Consider the following 16513-nt stretch of genomic DNA (forward strand, 5'->3'; position numbering starts at 1 on the left):
CCCGTCGAACCGTTTCGAGAGGGCAGATATCGCACACTCAGCGGACCCGCGCTCAGCGGGTTGTGGGGTGGGTTGTGGCGGTCGGGCTTCTGGTTGGGGGGTGTAGCGGGGGTGGGGCCAGTGGGCCCGGGGGGTCGGCCGGGGCCGAGGGGGCCGCGCACGAGGGGACCATCGGGCTGCTGCTGCCCGAGGCACAGACCGCCCGGTACGAGGCATCGGACCGGCCCACCTTCGTCTCGGTCGTCGACCGTCGCTGCCCCGGCTGCACCGTCCTGTACGCCAACGCGGGGCAGGACGCCGCCGCCCAGCTCCAGCAGGCCGAGTCGATGCTCGCGCAGGGCGCCGACGTGCTGGTGCTCGACGCCGTGGACACCGTAGCCGCCGTCGGGATCGTGGTGCAGGCCAAGAGGCTCGGAGCGCAGGTCATCGCCTACGATCGGTTCGTGGACGGCGCGGACTACTACGTGTCGTACGACTACGAGTTCATCGGCTTCCTGCTGGGCTCGGCCCTGGTCGGCGCGGTCAAGGAGAGAGTCGACGAGCGAGCGGAAGGACGGGCCGACGACGGCTCGGACGGCTCCGACGGCTCCGACGACGGACGGCCAGGAGTGCTGCTGGTGCACGGCTCGGCGACCGAGCCCAACGCGCTCGCGATCGCGGCCGGCACCCGCCGCGCCCTCGAAGGAGAGGACATCGACGTGCTCGCCGAGCACTACACGCCCGACTGGAGCCCCGACAAGGCCACCGAGTGGACCGAGGCGATGCTGACCAGGTATCCGGGCCAGGTCGACGGCATCCTCGCCGCCAACGACGGCATGGCGGGCGGCGCGATCGCCGCGGCGAAGGCCGCGGGGCTCGACCCCGTGCCCGTCACCACCGGGCAGGACGGCGAGCTCGCCGCCGTCCAGCGGATCATCGCGGGGGACCAGTTCATGACCGTCTACAAGGCGACCGACCAGCAGGCCCAGACGGCCGCCGAGCTGGCCGTGCGCGTGCTGCGCGGCGAGGACCCCCGTGCGAGCGTGGTCATCAAGGGTGTGCCGACGATGCTGCTGGCACCCCGCGCGGTCGCCGCCGCCGACGTCCAGCACGTGATCGTCGACGGGCGGGTCTACTCCACCGAGCAGATCTGCGTGCCCGCGTACGAGGCCGCCTGCGAGCGTGCGGGCCTGATCGGGCAGGAGGAGTCATGAGCGACCCGGTGCTCTCCCTGCGGGGCGTGTCCAAGCGGTTCGGCGGCGTCCGCGCCCTGGTGGACGTCGACGCCGACGTGCACGAGCACGAGGTGCTCGCCGTCGTCGGCGACAACGGCGCGGGCAAGTCCACGCTCGCGGGCGTCCTGGCGGGCGCCCACCGGCCGGACGCCGGCCAGGTGCTGCTCGACGGGCGCCCCGTGGTGCTGGGCTCGCCCGCCGCTGCCCGCGCGCTCGGGATCGCGGCGGTGTTCCAGGAGCTGGCCCTCGTGGACGACCTCGACGTCGTCGAGAACCTGTTCCTCGGGCACGAGACCCGGCGCGGACCCCTGCTCGACGAGGTCGCCATGGAGCGCGAGGCCTGGCGCCTGCTCGACCAGCTCGCCGCCAGCGTGCCCACCCTGCGCGAACCGGTGCGCACGCTGTCCGGCGGCCAGCGTCAGGTCCTCGCGGTGGCCCGGGCGCTGCTCGGCTCGCCGCGCGTGGTCGTCCTCGACGAGCCGACGGCGTCCCTCGGCGTGCGTCAGACCGCCGAGGTGCTCAACCTGATCGTCCGCCTGCGGGAGCGCGGCCACGCCGTCGTCCTGGTCAGCCACCAGGCCGGCGACCTCCAGGCCGTCGCGGACCGGATCCTCGTGCTGCGGCTGGGCCGCGTGCACGACGTGTTCGACGGCGACGCGTCCTACGAGGACCTGCTCGCGGCGATGACGGGCGCCGTCCGGCCCGGGGCCAAGCAGAGCGGCGCCAAACCGGTCGGCGCCAGACGCACCGGCGCCGAACAGGCCGGACCGGACCGGGCGGCACGCCGATGAGCGCGGGGCCGAGCGTCGCCGGCGCGGGCCTGTCGGGCGCCGTCTGGCAGCGCATGCGCGGACGCAACAGCCTGCTGCCGATCGTCGCAGCGCTCGCCGGCATCTGGCTGATCCTGGGCGCGGTCAACCCCGCGTTCCTCGCGCCCGAGAACCTCGTCAACCTCACGCTGCAGAGCGCCCCCGTCGGCGTCATAGCGCTCGGCGTCGTGCTCGTGCTGCTGGTGGGCCAGATCGACCTGTCCGTCGGGTCGCTCAGCGGGCTCGCGGCGGCGGTCGTCGCCGTCGGCTCCGTGACCCTGGGCTGGCCGGTGGCTGTCGCGATCCTCGCCGCCCTGGCCTGCGGGGTCGTGGTCGGGCTGGGCTACGGCGCGCTCTCGACCCGGCTCGGGCTGCCCAGCTTCGTGTTCACCCTGGCCGGTCTGCTGTTCCTCGCCGGGGTGCAGCTGCGCGTGCTCGGCCCGCTGGGCTCGATCAACCTGCCGTTCGAGTCGTGGTTCGTCCGCTCGGTGCAGCAGGGGTTCCTGCCCTCGGGCGTGGCCTGGGCGCTGGTCGCCGTCACGGTGGTCGCCTCGGCGGCCCTCCAGGTCGCCGCCCGGGCCCGACGGCGGCGCGCGGACCTCGCCTGCGCGAGCGTGCCGCAGATCGTCGTCCGCACGTTCGTCCTGGCCGCTGTGCTGTCCGCGATCGTGGCCTACCTGTACGCAGGCACCGCGCGCGGCATCGGCTGGTCGGTGCTCCTGTTCGCGCTGCTCGTGGTGGTCACCGACGTGCTGCTGCGCCGCACGCGGTGGGGCCGGTCGGTGCGCGCCGTCGGCGGCGACCGGCGGGCCGCGATGCTCGCGGGCGTACCCGTGCGGCGCACGGTGGTGCTGTGCTTCGTGGCCTGCTCGACCCTCGCCGCGCTCGGCGGGGTGCTCGCGGCGGGCCGCCTGGGCGCCGCCAACCAGGGCACCGGCGGCGCCGACACCTACCTCGTGGCGATCGCCGCGGCCGTGATCGGCGGGACCAGCCTGTTCGGCGGACGGGGCAGCGCGTGGTCCGCGGTGCTCGGGGTGCTCGTCATCCAGTCCATCGCCAACGGGCTCACGCTGATGAACGTCGACCAGGCGGCCCGCTACATGGTGACCGGCGCCGTCCTGCTGCTGGCGATCATCATCGACATGCTGCTGCGCAAGCGCCGGGAGGCCTGAATGATCCGTCGTCCGACGCTGGCAGTGGTGGCCGAGGCCGCGGGGGTGAGCCTGAAGACGGCGTCCCGCGTGCTCAACGGTGAGCCCAACGTGGCCGCCGCGACGCGCGAGCGGGTGCAGGACGCCGCGACCTCGCTGGGCTTCCGGCGCAACGCGGTGGCCGCCGACCTCGCGCGCGGCGGCTTCTCGCGCCTGGTCGGCTTCATCACCGGCGACCTCGCCAACCAGTTCTACTCGGCCCTCGCCAGCGGCATCGAGCGGGAGCTGCGGGAGCACGGGCTGCAGCTGCTCACGGCGTCGTCCGACGAGGACCCCGCGCGCGAGGGGTCGCTGACCGGCGAGCTGCTCGAACGGCGCGTCGGCGCGCTGATCGTGACGCCCGCGGGCGCCGACCACTCGGCGCTGCAGGGCGAGATCGACGCCGGGCTGACCGTGGTGGCCGTGGACCGGCCGGCGGCCGGGATGGACGTCGACACGGTGGTCATCGACAACCGCGGCGGCACGCGGGCCGCCGTCGACCACCTGCTCGCGCGCGGGCACCGCCGCATCGCGTTCGTGGGCGACGAGCCGCACCTGTGGACCTACCAGGAACGCAGCACCGAGTTCCTCGCGACCATGCGCGACGCCGGGGTGCCCGACGCCGAGCGGCTGCACCGCTCGGGCGCGCACTCCGTCGCGGCCGCCCGCGACCTGGTGGTGGAGCTGTTCGCGGACCCGGAGCCGCCCACCGCGGTGCTCGCCGCGAACAACCGCGTGACCGTCGGGACGCTCCAGGCGCTGCGGGACGCGCCGGGCGGCTCCGATGTGGCGGTGGTCGGCTTCGACGACTTCGAGCTCGCCGACCTGCTGGGCATCACCGTCGTGGCCTACGACGCCGTGGAGATGGGCCGCCGTGCGGCCGAGCTCGCCGTCGCGCGGTCGGCGGACCCGGCGCGGCCCGTCGAGCTCGTGGTGCTGCCGACCCGGGTGGTCGCCCGGGGGAGCGGGGAGCGCCCGCCGCGCTGACGGTTCTCGTCCCTGGTCACGTCTCTGGGGCGCATAAGGGGTGATACGTACTTTCCACACGACGCCGTCCCACCCGTTCTGGTGGCGACTCGGCGTCAATACGCTCCCAGGCACCCGGTTCCCCAGGCCTGATGAGGAGCACACCATGTCACGATCCCTGAGAGCCTCTCGCTCTCTGATAGCGCTGTCGGCCGCCGCGATCGTCGTCGGTACAACGTTCACCGGAGCCGCCGCAGCGGGGGCAGCGCCGCCCTCGCAGACGTCGGCCGGCACGACCCAGCTCAGCACGACCCAGCTCAGCACGACGCAGTCCAGCCCGACCCGGACCGGCGCCGACCTGCCCGACGCCCAGGTCCGCGCGATGGTGCGCGACCTCGGCCTCACCCGCGCCGAGATCCCCGACCGGCTCGCCCTCGACGCCGAGGCCGCGATCGTCGAGGCCCACCTCACGGCCCGGCTCGGCGGCGCCTACGCGGGCACCTGGCTGCCCGACGGCGCGGACGCGCCCCGCGTCGCCGTCACCACCACCGCGGCGGCCAAGATCGCGGAGCGGGCGGGAGCCGACGCCGTCGTCGTCCCGCACAGCCTCGAGGCGCTCACGTCGTGGAAGGAGTCCCTGGACAAGGTGGGCGCCGCGCCGTCGGTGCACGCCTGGTACGCGGACCCGACCACCAACGAGGTGGTCGTCCAGGCCGCCGACGTCGCCGCGGCCAAGGCGATGGTCGCCGAGGCGGACCTGCCGGCCGACGTCGTGCGGATCGAGAGGTCGAAGGTCGCACCCGAGATCGCGCGCGACATCCGCGGCGGCGACGAGTTCCACCGCCCGACGGGCGACGGGTTCGTCACGCTGTGCTCGATCGGCTTCGCCGTGCAGGGCGGGTTCGTCACCGCCGGGCACTGCGGCGCGGCCGGCAACCCGGTCAACGCGCCCGACGGCGCGGCGCTCGGCACCTACCGCGCGTCGACGTTCCCGGGCCACGACTGGGCCTGGGTGGCGACCAACAGCAACTGGACGCCCACCCCGCGCGTGAACAACTACGCGGGCGGGACGGCGGCGGTCGCCGGCTCCGCGGAGCAGGGGATCGGCGCGACGGTGTGCCGCTCGGGCCGCACGACGGGCTGGCGCTGCGGCGTCATCCAGGAGAAGAACGTCACCATCAACTACGGCAACGGGGACATCCCCGGCATGGCGACGGGCTCGGCGTGCGCCGAGGGCGGCGACTCGGGCGGTTCGGTGCTGTCGGGCGACCAGGCGCAGGGCGTCACGTCGGGCCGGATCGGCGACTGCTCCTCGGGCGGCCGGTTCATCTACCAGCCGCTCAACCCGATCCTGAGCACCTACGGGCTGCAGCTCACGACGACGTCGGGCGGCGGCGGGCAGGCCCTGATCGGCGTGGGCGGCAAGTGCATCGACGTCCCCAACTCCGAGTTCGTCGACGGCAAGCGCCTGCAGATCTGGACCTGCAACGGCACGGCGGCGCAGCGTTGGACCTTCCACTCCGACGGCACCCTGCGCGCCGGCGGCAAGTGCATGGACGTCGCCTGGGCCAACACCGCGGACGGTACTGCGGTGCAGCTCGCGAACTGCAGCGGCAACGCCGCCCAGCGGTTCACGCTCAGCGGCGCGGGGGACCTGGTCTCGATCCTCGCGAACAAGTGCGTGGACGTCCCGAACGGCAACAGCGCGAACGGCACGCAGCTGCAGATCTGGACCTGCAACGGCACAGCGGCCCAGAAGTGGCGCGTCGGCTGACGTCGGTACGCCGAAGTAGAGCGCCTGTCCGAGTCTCCCTGGTGACCCAAGGGAGACTCGGACAGGCGCTCTACTTCGGCGAACCGGGTGGGCGGGTCAGAGGGTTGCGCGGACCTCTTCGGTTGCGCGCACCAGGTTGCGGAGGGACTCCTTGGTCTCCGCGTAGGCGCGGGTCTTGAGGCCGCAGTCCGGGTTGACCCAGACCAGGCGCGGGTCGATCGACTTGGCGGCGAGCCGCACGAGCTCGGTCACCTCCTCGACCGACGGCACGCGCGGGCTGTGGATGTCGTAGACGCCCGGCCCGATGCCGCGCCCGTAGCCGGCGTCGGCCAGCTCGGGCACGATCTCCATGCGGGACCGCGCCGCCTCGACCGACGTCACGTCGGCGTCCAGGCCGTCGATCGCGCCGATGACCTGGCCGAACTCCGAATAGCACAGGTGCGTGTGCACCTGGGTCGCGGTGGCGGCCCCGGCGGTCGAGAGCCGGAACGAGCGCACCGACCAGTCGAGGTACCCCGGGTGGTCGGCCCGGCGCAGCGGCAGCAGCTCGCGCAGCGCGGGCTCGTCCACCTGCACGACGCCGATGCCCGCCTCCTCCAGGTCCGTCACCTCGTCGCGCAGCGCGAGGGCGACCTGGTCGGCGGTGTCGCCCAGCGGCAGGTCGTCGCGGACGAACGACCACGCGAGGATCGTGACCGGGCCTGTGAGCATGCCCTTGACCGGCTTGTCCGTGAGCGACGCCGCGTACGCGGTCCACTCCACGGTCAGCGGCGCGGGCCGGGACACGTCGCCCCACAGGATCGGCGGGCGCACGCAGCGCGAGCCGTACGACTGCACCCAGCCGTGCACCGTGGTCACGAAGCCGTCGAGCTGCTCCGCGAAGTACTGCACCATGTCGTTGCGCTCGGGCTCGCCGTGCACCAGCACGTCCAGGCCCAGCTCCTCCTGGAGCGCCACGGTGCTCGCGATCTCGGCGCGCATGGCGGTCGTGTACTCGGCGTCCGACAGCTCGCCGCGCACCCAGGCCGCCCGGGTCGTCCGGATCTCCGCCGTCTGCGGGAACGAGCCGATGGTGGTGGTCGGCAGCGGCGGCAGGTCGAGCTTGGCCTGCTGGGCCGCGGCCCGCTCGGCGTACGGCGCGCGTTCGACGTCGGCGGGGGTCAGGGCAGCGGTCCGCTCGCGCACCTCCGGTACGACGACGCCGGGCGCCTCCGCGCGGGACCGCACCGCGGCCGTCGACTCGGCGAGCGCGTCGGCGACCGCCGTCCGCCCGCCGGTCAGGCCGGTCGCCAGGGTGACGACCTCGGCGACCTTCTGGTCGGCGAACGCGAGCCACGACTTCAGGCCGGCGTCGAGGCGGGGCTCGTCGGCGACGTCGTGCGGCACGTGCAGCAGCGAGGTCGAGGTGCCGACGGCGACCGCGCCGGCCCCGAGAGCCGTCAGGCCCTCCAGCGTGGTCAGGCGGGCGTCGAGGTCGGCACGCCAGATGTTGTGCCCGTCGACGACGCCGGCGACCAGGGTCTTGGTCTTCAGGCCGGCGACGGGGCCGGTGGGGACGGCGCCCTTGACGAGGTCGACGGCGATCGCCTCGACGTCGAGGCCGGCCAGCAGGGCCAGCCCGTCGCCCACCTCGCTGCGCAGGTCGCCGTACGGCGCGGTGACCAGGATCGCGGGACGCTCGGCCGTACCGGTCGCTCCGGTGGCGGGGGAGAGGTCGGTGGCAAGCTGCGCGTAGGCCCGGCGGACGGCGTCCGCCACCTCGTCGAACGGGACGTCGAGCAGGTCGGTGACCAGCGCGGGCTCGTCGAGCTGCACCCAGGGCGCGCCCGCGGCGGCCAGCGCGCGCAGCACGTCGGCGTAGGCGGCGACGACGTCGTCGAGCCGGTCGAGCGGGCGGAAGCCCTCGGGGGCGCCGTCCGCCGGCTTGCTGAGGAGCAGGAACGTCACCGGGCCCACGAGCGCGGGGCGGGTCACGACCGCCTGGCCGCCGTCGGCGGGCCGGGCGAGCTCCGTGAACTGGCGCACCACTCGGTCGTCCACGAACCCGATCGGGGTGTCCGGCCCGATCTCCGGCACGAGGTAGTGGTAGTTCGTGTCGAACCACTTGGTCATCTCGAGCGGCGGCTTGTCGCCCTCGCCGCGGGCCAGCGTGAAGTAGCCCTCCAGGGAGAGTGCGCCCGCACCTTCGCTGGTCGAGCCTGTCGAGACCAGATCCCGGAACCGCTCGGGCACCGCGCCCAGCAGGGCGACGGCGTCGAGCACCTGGTCGTAGAACGAGAACGAGCCGGGGACGGCGGCCGCGCCGTCCAGGCCCAGTCCGGCGAGATGCCGGGCGGTTGCCAGCCGCAGGTCGCGGGCTGTGGTCTCCAGCTCGTCAGTGGTGGTGCGTCCGGCCCAGAACGACTCGACGGCGCGCTTGAGCTCGCGTCGTCGGCCGATGCGCGGGTAGCCCAGGATCGTGGCGTGGGGAAGGTGCGTGAACTCGACTGCCATGCGTATCAGCTCCATCGGACCTGGCGTTAGCACCTTGCCCGGAATTGGCGCTCCGGAGGCAGGTTGCTGCGGTGTCGTTGAGCCAGGACTCTCGACCGCTCTGGATGATTGACCTGGATCGTAAGCGTGACCGCGATGTGAGCGGAAAAGCGTCCACCCCTCAAGACGATCGCATCGTGGCTGGTGAGCGGCCGAAAAGTGTGCCAAGCGGCTGACCATGCGGTTGCTGCCAGGCGAGGCCCCGATCTGGCAGCAGGTGCATGGTCAAATCGGTGCCATAAGCAGAGTTATGACCGCGCGCGGCTGACTCGGCATTCGGTGATGGATGCTGGCGTTCTCCTCACCAAGCACCCCCTCACAGAGAAGGTCGGAACCACCCATGTCGAAGATCCTGATGGTCCTCTCCGCCGCGAACAGCCTGCGCCTGGCCGACGGGACCGCCCACCCCACCGGCTACTGGGCCGAGGAGGTCGCCGCGTCGCACCGCGCGCTGACCGCGGCCGGCGCCACGGTCGACCTCGCAACGCCCGGCGGCGTGCGGCCCACCGTCGACGAGATCAGCCTGGACGAACGGGGCGGCGTGGCCGACGCCGACGCCGCGGAGCACCGGGCCTACCTGGACTCCATCGCGGACGAGCTCGCCCAGCCGCTCGCGCTGGCCGACGTCCGCGCCGACGACTACGACGCGATCTACATCCCCGGCGGTCACGCCCCCATGGCCGACCTCGTGTCCGACGCCGACCTCGGCCGGCTGCTGGTCGCCGCCAACGCGCGGCAGGCGACGGTGGCCGCGCTCTGCCACGGCGCCGCCGCGCTGCTGAGCGCCGAGACCCCGGACGGCGTCTTCGCCTACGCCGGGCGCGCGCTCACCTCCTTCACGGACGAGGAGGAGCGCCAGGGCGGCCTCGGGGACGCCACGCCGTTCCTCGTGGAGACCGCGCTGCGCGAACGCGGCGCCGTCATCAGGACCGGCGCGCCCTGGAGCAGCACCGTGGTCCAGGACGGCAACCTGATCACCGGGCAGAACCCCCAGTCCAGCACCGCGACCGCCGAGGCGGTGCTCGAGGCGCTCGCCGCCCGCTGACGCCCGCCGTCGTGCCGACACGGTTAGCCTGAGCACCAGGCAAGGCTGGGCCACAGCCTCGGGGGACGGATGGTGACGCGCGTGCCGGGACTCGACCTCGTCGCGACGTTCCTGGAGGTCTACCGCACCGGCTCGCTGTCCGCCGCGGCGGAGCGGCTGGGCGTGAGCCAGCCCGCCGTCACGGGTCAGCTCGCGCGGCTCGAGGAACAGCTCGGGGCGCGGCTGTTCGTCCGGTCGCGCAGGGGTGCCGAGCCCACCGAGCGTGCGGTGGCGCTGGCCACCCAGGTGGGCCTGCACGTGGACGGGCTCCGGGCCGCGCTGGGCCCCGCGGACGAGGCCCCTGCGGTCCGGGGGCTCGTCCGGCTCGGCGGTGCGGCGGAGCTGATGACCGTCCGGGTGCTGCCCGCCCTCGCGCCCCTGGTCGCCCAGGGGCTGCAGGTCCGGGTCGCGCTCGGCCTCGGGGACGAGCTCCTGGCCGCGCTGGCCGCCGGGCACCTCGACCTGGTCGTGTCCTCGGTACGCCCCCGGCAGGACGCCGTCGTGGCGACGCCGCTGGTCGACGAGGAGTTCCTGCTCGTGGGCCCGGCGTCGCTGGCCCACACCGTCGACCCGGTGCGGCTCGCCGCCGACCCGGTCGCCGCGCTGTCGCACCTGCCGCTGGTCGCCTACGCGGAGGAGCTCCCGATCGTGCGGCGCTACTGGCGCAGCGAGTTCGGACGGCGGCCGCCCAACACCACGTCCCTCGTGGTCCCGGACCTGCGCGCGGTGCTCGCCGCGGTGATCGCGGGGGCGGGCGTCTCCGTGCTCCCGCGGTACCTCGTCGCGCCTGCGCTGGAGAGCGGGCAGGTCGTCCAGCTCCACCAGCCGGAGGCGCCGCCGCTGAACACGCTGTACCTGGCGGTGCGGCGGGACGCGCCGCCCAGCCAGGCCCTCGCCGCCGTCCACGCACGACTTACCCAGGCCGCCGCCGAGTGGGGAAGCCTCTGACGGGTCACTGCCCGCCGGGTGACCACGCACCTGCTGCCAGACGACGCGTGATCCTGGCAGCAGGTGCATGGTCAGAAAAGTGTGCCAAGCGAGGCGCCCCGGTCAGCCCGGAGCGCCCCGGTCAGCTCCGGGGAGCGGTGGCCCGGCGTCGGCTCGTCGCGGACCAGAGCGCGGTGGCGGCCGCGGCCAGCGTCACGCTGACCACCAGCGGGCCGACGAGTCCCAGCGGGCCGATCGCCAGGCCGCCGAGCACCGGTCCCACGAGGGCGCCCAGGTTCAGCGCGACCGTGGAGTACGCCCCGCCCATGGTCGGGGCGCCCTGGGCGGCCGCCATGCTGCGGGCGATCAGCGTGCCGCCGACCGCGAACGAGAGCGCACCCAGCACCGGGGCGAGCAGCCACACCGCCGACGGGGTCCCCGCGAGAACGGCCCACAGGATCCAGCCCGCGACGAGAACCGGGACACCGATCCCGAGGACCAGGTGCCCGTGCGCGTCGGCGAGCCGTCCGGCCGCCGTGACACCGGCGAACGCACCCAGCCCGAACAGCGCGAGCACCACCGGTACGAGCGCCGAGCCGAGCCCGGCGCCGTCCGTGACGATCGGCGCCAGGTAGGTGAACGCGCAGAACGTCGCGCCGTTCACCAGCACCCCGAGCACGAGGTAGCCCAGCAGGTCGGGGGAGCGGAGCGTGCCGAGCTCGGCGCGGAGATCCACCCGGGCGTGCGGCACGCGAGGACCGGGCCGCCCCGGCGTCAGGACCGCGACGGCGGCCAGCGCGAGCGCCGAGACCCCGGCGATGGCCCAGAGCGCGGACCGCCAGCCCCAGAGCTCGCCGAGGAGGGCCCCGGCCGGGACCCCGGCGATCAGGGCGAGGGTCGTGCCGCTGAGGATCGCGGCGAGCGCCCTGGCCTGCCGGCCGGCCGGGACGATCGCCGTCACGGTCGAGAGTGCGACGGCGAGGAACCCGGCGTTGGCCAGGGCGGCCACGAACCGGCTGACCAGCAGCACCGCGAACTGGTCGGTGAGCGCGCCCGCCGCGTGGGCCGCGACGAAGACCAGCAGGCAGCCGGTCAGGGTCCAGCGCGGTGGCAGACGGCGGCCGAGCGCCGCCGTCAGCGGTGCGCCGACGACCATGCCGACCGCGAAGCCGGAGGTCAGGTAGCCGGCCTGGGCGATGGTGATGCCGAGGTCGGCGGAGATGCCGGGCACGAGCCCGGCGAGGACGAATTCCGACGTGCCTTGCGCGAAGACCGCGACGGCGAGCACGTAGAGCAGAACAGGCATGGATGCCTCCGAAGGAAGGGGGAACGGGTAGGCCTGTGCGGCACTACGGGGCCCTTCGGATGCACGGGAAAGCGGCCGGGCGACGGCTCGGCGGTCTCTACAGGGGCATCTCGGGCTACCGGAGTACCGGCAGCCCGAACCTGGATGCTTCTGGAGACCTCATGTGCCGAGCCTATCCGGCCGCGAGCCGTGCGCCGGAATGCTACCGGGAGCGGCTCCCCGTGTCGGCGGGCGCCAGGTCGCCGTCGGTGGCCGCCGGGCTCGGGTGGCTGCTGGGGCCGGCGCACGACGCCCAGCTGAACTCGCTGTGCACCTGGTACGCCATGCCGTCGTCGGACTTCGCCCAGGCCTCCGCGGTGTACGGGAGCCAGGTGGTCGTGTCGACGATCATGTCGATCCGGGTCAGCTCGCCGCCGCGCACCTGCTCGCTCGGGGGAGTGAACCGGATCCGGACCATGGTCCGGCCGTCCGCCTCCTCCAGCAGGAACTCGTCGTCCAGGCGGTGGTCCCTGCCCTCGAGACCGGACAGGTCAAGGGCTGCCCCGATGGTCGCCAGCTGCAGCACCTCCAGCGGACGAGTGCTCAGCGGCACCGGCTTCGGCGTCCTGGTGTCCGTCGCGGCGGCGCCGTCGATGCGGGTCGCCGACTCCGCGCCGAGCGTGGAGCGGGTCTTCACCTTGCAGCCAGCGCGGGCCACCGCGGGCGCGGTGCGGTCGACCACCTCGGACGGCGTCAGCGCGAGGGTCGGCGACGGGCGCGGCTCGGGGTCGTGGGTCGAGAAGCTGGTGCCGGGCGACGAGCCGGGCGACGAGCCGGGCTGCACGCCGGGCGCCGGCAGGTTCACGACGGTCACCACGACGGCGGCCGCTGCCGCCGCCGCGACGCCCCACACCAGCGCCCGCCCGCGGCGCGCGCGGGACCGGCCGCGCCGGGGCTCCGCGTCGAGGTCGTGCAGGAGGACCACTACGCGCTCGTCCGTCGACCAGCGGTCCTGAGCGGGTCCGTGCGGCTGCTCGGACAGGTGCTCGTCGCCGTCCAGGAGCTCGCGGGCACCGTGCGCGCGTGCCCGCGACTCGGCGTACACGCGCGCCAGGTCGAGCTCCGGGTCGACCCCCCGCAGGGCGCGCCGGGCGCGGGTCAGCTCTTCGTCTTCCACGTCAGGAACCTTCCTCGGTGAGCTGTTCGTAGGCCGCACGCAGACGGCGCCGTGCGCGGTGCACCCGGGTGGCCGCCGTCGCCGTCGTGCAGCCCAGGACCTGGGCGACCTCCGGAGTGGACAGCTCCGCGGCTGCGAGCAGGGCGATCACCTCGCGGTCCGCGGGGCGCAGGAGCGCGAGCGCCCGGCGCAGCTCGTCCAGCTCGCCGACGAGCCGCGCGCCGTCCTGGCCCGCCGGGACCGGGTGCGCGCGGACCCGCTCGACCAGCGCGATGCGCCGCTGCTGGGCGCGCACCTGGTTCGCCATCACGCGGCGGGCCACCCCGAGGAGCCAGGCGCGCGGGTTGTCCGGCAGCTCGCCCTTGCGCCACGCGACGGCGAAGACCTCGGCCACCACGTCCTCCGCCTCGGCGGCCGGGAGCCGCGAGCGCGCGTACCGGTACACGGCGCTCGCGTGCGCGACGAACAGCGCCTCCGTATGGGCAGGCGTGAGGTGGGCAGGCGAGTGCCTGCCCGGTTCGAGGCGCTGTGGCTCGGTGTTCGTGGACAGGGTGGGCTCCGCAGACGAAGAGACGTGCTTCCGACTCAGTGTGTCCGGCAGGACGGTCCCCATGACACCTCGCGGATGTTGTCCACGTCACAGCCCGCCGCTGACATCGCGGCCCGGACCGTGCACACCAACGCTGATGTGACCGTCTCCTTCGTCCGTGCCCGCACCCGGTTCCGCCCGGCGGGCCCCGCCTGTGTCGTCCTCGCCGCGAGCCTGCTCCTCGCGGGCTGTGCCGCAGCGGACCTCAGCAACGATGGCGGCGCGACCGGGACGGAGCCGCAGGCCACCGCGTCCCTCCAGGCAGAGAAGGAACCGCTGGAGAAGCCGGCGGAGAAGCCCGCAGCGAGGCAGGAAGGAGCCGAGGCGCCGCAGACGGAGCCGAGCCCGGTACCGGCCCCCGCGGAGGGTCCCGTTGACGCCCCGGCCCCGCGACCGGCTACCGGCCTCGACCTGACGGAGCACTCGACCAGCGATCCCGAGAGTCCCTGGGTGGTCGTCAACAAGCGCAGGCCGCTCGACCCGATCGACCACGAGCCCGACCTCACCGTCGTGCGCGGGTACCTCGTCCGGACGGATGCCGCCCGCGACGTCGCCGCGCTGCTCGACGCCGCCGACGCCGACGGTGTGCGCCTCACCCTGCGCAGCGCCTACCGGGGATATCCCAAGCAGGTGGAGGTGTACGAGGGGTGGGTGGCGCAGCTCGGCGCCGAGCGGGCGGACGACGTGTCGGCTCGCCCGGGATACAGCGAGCACCAGACGGGTCTCGGGGTGGACGTCGGTGGCACCACCCGGCCGGCGTGCGACTTCGAGGCCTGCTTCGGCGAGACCGTGGAGGGTCGCTGGGTCGCCGAGCACGCCGCCGAGTTCGGCATGGTGGTGCGGTACACGCGCCAGAACAGCGCGGTCACTGGCTATGCCCCCGAGCCCTGGCACCTGCGCTGGGTCGGCCGGGAGCTGGCGGCGCACATGCGGGCCACCGGCGTCACGACCCTGGAGGAGGCCTTCGACGTGCCGGGCGGGGACTACGCCGACTGAGTCCGGCGGTAGGAGGGCTTGACCCTGCCCCTGCGGCAACCCTGCATCCTGCGTGCATGACGACCGCAGTCAGCACGACCGCAGGCAGCAGGAGGAGACTGGCCACATGCTGACGATCAGCCAGCTCGCGTCGTACGCCGGGGTGACCACGCGCGCCGTCCGGCACTACCACGCCAAGGGCCTGCTGCCGGAGCCCGGGCGCGACCACTCGGGCTACCGGCGGTACGACGCCCAGGCCGCCGTGGACCTCATCCGGATCAGGGTCCTGGCGGAAGCCGGTGTGCCGCTCGCGAGGGTGCGGGAGCTGCTGCGCGCCGGGACGGACGAGTTCGCGGCCGCCGTCGCCGAGATCGACGCGCGGCTCCGTGCGGAGATCGACGAGCGGGAGCGGCACCGGGAGCGGATCGCCAGGCTCGCCGCGGGCGACAGCCTCGCGCTGCCGCCCGAGGGCGCGGCCTACCTGGACCGGTGGCGCGAGCTCGGCCTCCCCGAGCGCGTGGTCGAGATCGAGCGCGACAGCTGGATCCTCACCCTCGCGGTGCTGTCACCGGAGCAGGTCGCCGGGGCGATGGAGCTGAAGGGCAGGCTGCTGGACGACGAGCAGTTCGTCGAGACCCTGCGGCGGCTCAGCGCGGCGGTCGACTGGGCGCCCGGCGACCCACGGCTGCCCGCCCTGGCGGACCAGGTGGCCGCGATGCTCGACGAGCACGCCGGCTGGTCCGACGGTTCGGCGAGCGAGATGGAGGCGGGGCTCGTCGACCTCTTCGACTCGCTGGCCCTCGACTCCTTCCCCGCCGGCCGCCGCCTGGAGCAGCTGCTGGAGGAACGCGGCTGGTCGGGCTGGACCCGCCAGCAGCGCACGGGCTGAAGCTCGCCCGTACCTGTCAGAACGGCAGCCAGACGACGGCCGCGAGAGCCGCGAGGTAGAGGGCCTGCTCCGCGAGGCGCCGTCCGACCGGGGTGGCCGGCCTGCCGCCGAACAGGACGCCCCGCCGGGCCGCGGAGATGTTGGCCGGCGTCATGGCGAGCGTGAGGAGCCCGAGGCAGATCGCGGCCGCGGGCGCCGTCGCGGGGACGAGCAGGCCCACAGCTCCGGCCAGCTCCAGGACCCCCGTACCGGCGACGAGCAGGTCGGGGCGGGGGAGCCCGGGCGGCACCATGCGTTCCAGGTCCTGGCGTACCCGGGGGATGAGCCTGCCGGACGCCGCGAGGAGGTAGACCGCCGCGGCGCCGACGCGGGCGGCGTCGTGCCAGGAGTCGAGGGCGGGTACCGCGACGAGGCCGAGCAGGCGCGCCACGGCGGTGGCGCCGAGCAGGAGGACGGGAAGCGGGACAGGCATGACGGCCCAATCTTGACGGCGACAAGTTCGAGCGACACTCCACCACCCGCGGTGCTATCTTGTCAATGGATAGATTGGTCGAGGATCGGGAGCGGGATGAGCTACCACCACGGAGACCTGCGGCGGGCGATGACCGCCGCGGCCGCGACAGCCGTCGCCGAACGGGGACCGGCCGGGCTCAGCCTGCGCGAGCTGGCCAGGATCGCCGGCGTGTCCCACGCCGCGCCCGCACACCACTTCGGCGACAAGGCCGGCGTGCTCACGGCGGTCGCCACCGAGGGGTACACCCTGCTCGCCGACGCCCTGAAGGAGGCCGGCGACGACCTGCTCGCGGCCGGCATCGCGTACGTGCGGTTCGCCGTCGACCACCCCGGACACTTCGCCGTCATGTTCGACCGCAGCCTCCTGCACGCCGACGACGCCGGCCTGCGCGCGGCCGAGCAGGCGTCCGCGGCGGCGCTCGCGGGTCTCGCGCCCGACGCCGACGCCTCCCGTGCCGCCTGGTCCGTGGCGCACGGCTTCGCGAGCCTGTGGCTCTCGGGTGCGATCTCCGGGCCGGACGTCGTCGCGGCCGCCGAGCCCGTCCTCCGCCGGATGGCGCCCCCGCGCGGGCAGGGTCGCGGATAGAGT

Annotated in this window: 15 protein-coding genes and 1 riboswitch; of the genes, 10 read left to right on the forward strand and 5 right to left on the reverse strand. The window is 74.2% G+C overall.

Going from position 1 to position 16513, the window contains the following annotated elements; translation table 11 throughout:
* The first annotated feature begins 74 nt into the window (after positions 1–74).
* The 5 genes from ACNYC2_RS11535 (at position 75) to ACNYC2_RS11555 (ending at position 5953) form a co-directional block, all read left to right on the forward strand.
* Complete coding sequence (locus tag ACNYC2_RS11535; protein WP_419707153.1) at positions 75–1193, forward strand: substrate-binding domain-containing protein; 1119 nt, start codon at positions 75–77, stop codon at positions 1191–1193.
* Positions 1190–2005 carry an ATP-binding cassette domain-containing protein gene (locus tag ACNYC2_RS11540; RefSeq protein ID WP_419707154.1) on the forward strand — a complete coding sequence of 272 codons (816 nt, stop codon included), beginning with the start codon at positions 1190–1192 and terminating at the stop codon, positions 2003–2005. The genes ACNYC2_RS11535 and ACNYC2_RS11540 overlap by 4 nt, the downstream gene beginning before the upstream one ends.
* Complete coding sequence (locus ACNYC2_RS11545) at positions 2002–3195, forward strand: sugar ABC transporter permease (RefSeq protein ID WP_419707155.1); 1194 nt, start codon at positions 2002–2004, stop codon at positions 3193–3195. The genes ACNYC2_RS11540 and ACNYC2_RS11545 overlap by 4 nt, the downstream gene beginning before the upstream one ends.
* On the forward strand, positions 3196–4200 hold the full coding sequence (locus ACNYC2_RS11550) for a LacI family DNA-binding transcriptional regulator (protein WP_419707156.1): 1005 nt from the start codon (positions 3196–3198) through the stop codon (positions 4198–4200).
* Between the two features lie 145 nt (positions 4201–4345).
* Entirely contained in the window at positions 4346–5953 is a 1608-nt protein-coding gene (locus tag ACNYC2_RS11555) for a ricin-type beta-trefoil lectin domain protein (protein WP_419707157.1), read from the forward strand.
* Positions 5954–6049: 96 nt separating this feature from the next.
* Here the strand turns inward: ACNYC2_RS11555 and metE are convergent, their stop codons facing one another.
* Positions 6050–8446 carry a 5-methyltetrahydropteroyltriglutamate--homocysteine S-methyltransferase gene (gene metE / locus ACNYC2_RS11560; protein WP_419707158.1) on the reverse strand — a complete coding sequence of 799 codons (2397 nt, stop codon included), beginning with the start codon at positions 8444–8446 and terminating at the stop codon, positions 6050–6052.
* An 8-nt stretch (positions 8447–8454) separates the two neighbouring features.
* Positions 8455–8557, reverse strand: a riboswitch (SAM riboswitch).
* Positions 8558–8825: 268 nt separating this feature from the next.
* Between metE and ACNYC2_RS11565 the strand changes: the two genes are divergently transcribed.
* Together ACNYC2_RS11565 and ACNYC2_RS11570 are read left to right on the forward strand one after the other, a co-directional pair.
* Positions 8826–9530: a type 1 glutamine amidotransferase domain-containing protein gene (locus ACNYC2_RS11565; RefSeq protein ID WP_419707159.1), complete on the forward strand. Its 705-nt coding sequence runs from the start codon at positions 8826–8828 to the stop codon at positions 9528–9530.
* A gap of 81 nt (positions 9531–9611) precedes the next feature.
* Entirely contained in the window at positions 9612–10517 is a 906-nt protein-coding gene (locus ACNYC2_RS11570; RefSeq protein ID WP_419707160.1) for a LysR family transcriptional regulator, read from the forward strand.
* 121 nt (positions 10518–10638) lie between these two features.
* Here the strand turns inward: ACNYC2_RS11570 and ACNYC2_RS11575 are convergent, their stop codons facing one another.
* The 3 genes from ACNYC2_RS11575 to ACNYC2_RS11585 form a co-directional block, all read right to left on the reverse strand.
* A complete protein-coding gene (locus tag ACNYC2_RS11575) occupies positions 10639–11802 on the reverse strand; it encodes a Cmx/CmrA family chloramphenicol efflux MFS transporter (RefSeq protein ID WP_419707161.1) in 1164 nt (387 codons plus the stop codon).
* Between the two features lie 202 nt (positions 11803–12004).
* A complete protein-coding gene (locus ACNYC2_RS11580; protein ID WP_419707162.1) occupies positions 12005–12958 on the reverse strand; it encodes a hypothetical protein in 954 nt (317 codons plus the stop codon).
* A gap of 1 nt (position 12959) precedes the next feature.
* Positions 12960–13571: an RNA polymerase sigma factor gene (locus ACNYC2_RS11585; protein WP_419707163.1), complete on the reverse strand. Its 612-nt coding sequence runs from the start codon at positions 13569–13571 to the stop codon at positions 12960–12962.
* 12 nt (positions 13572–13583) lie between these two features.
* Between ACNYC2_RS11585 and ACNYC2_RS11590 the strand changes: the two genes are divergently transcribed.
* Positions 13584–14543 (forward strand): D-alanyl-D-alanine carboxypeptidase family protein, encoded by a 960-nt coding sequence (locus ACNYC2_RS11590; RefSeq protein WP_419707164.1) that lies wholly within the window; start codon positions 13584–13586, stop codon positions 14541–14543.
* Between the two features lie 106 nt (positions 14544–14649).
* The gene (locus ACNYC2_RS11595; protein WP_419707165.1) at positions 14650–15411 is read left to right on the forward strand and encodes a MerR family transcriptional regulator; all 762 of its coding nucleotides are present in this window, start codon (positions 14650–14652) and stop codon (positions 15409–15411) included.
* A 16-nt stretch (positions 15412–15427) separates the two neighbouring features.
* On the opposite strand, the gene ACNYC2_RS11600 is transcribed toward ACNYC2_RS11595, so the two are convergent.
* On the reverse strand, positions 15428–15883 hold the full coding sequence (locus ACNYC2_RS11600) for a DoxX family membrane protein (protein WP_419707166.1): 456 nt from the start codon (positions 15881–15883) through the stop codon (positions 15428–15430).
* A gap of 96 nt (positions 15884–15979) precedes the next feature.
* Here ACNYC2_RS11600 and ACNYC2_RS11605 point away from each other — a divergent pair, with 96 nt between their 5' ends.
* On the forward strand, positions 15980–16510 hold the full coding sequence (locus ACNYC2_RS11605) for a TetR/AcrR family transcriptional regulator (protein WP_419707167.1): 531 nt from the start codon (positions 15980–15982) through the stop codon (positions 16508–16510).
* Positions 16511–16513: the final 3 nt, after the last annotated feature.

Origin of the sequence: Promicromonospora sp. NFX87 (genome assembly GCF_048564965.1) — a bacterium.
Taxonomy (GTDB): domain Bacteria; phylum Actinomycetota; class Actinomycetes; order Actinomycetales; family Cellulomonadaceae; genus Promicromonospora.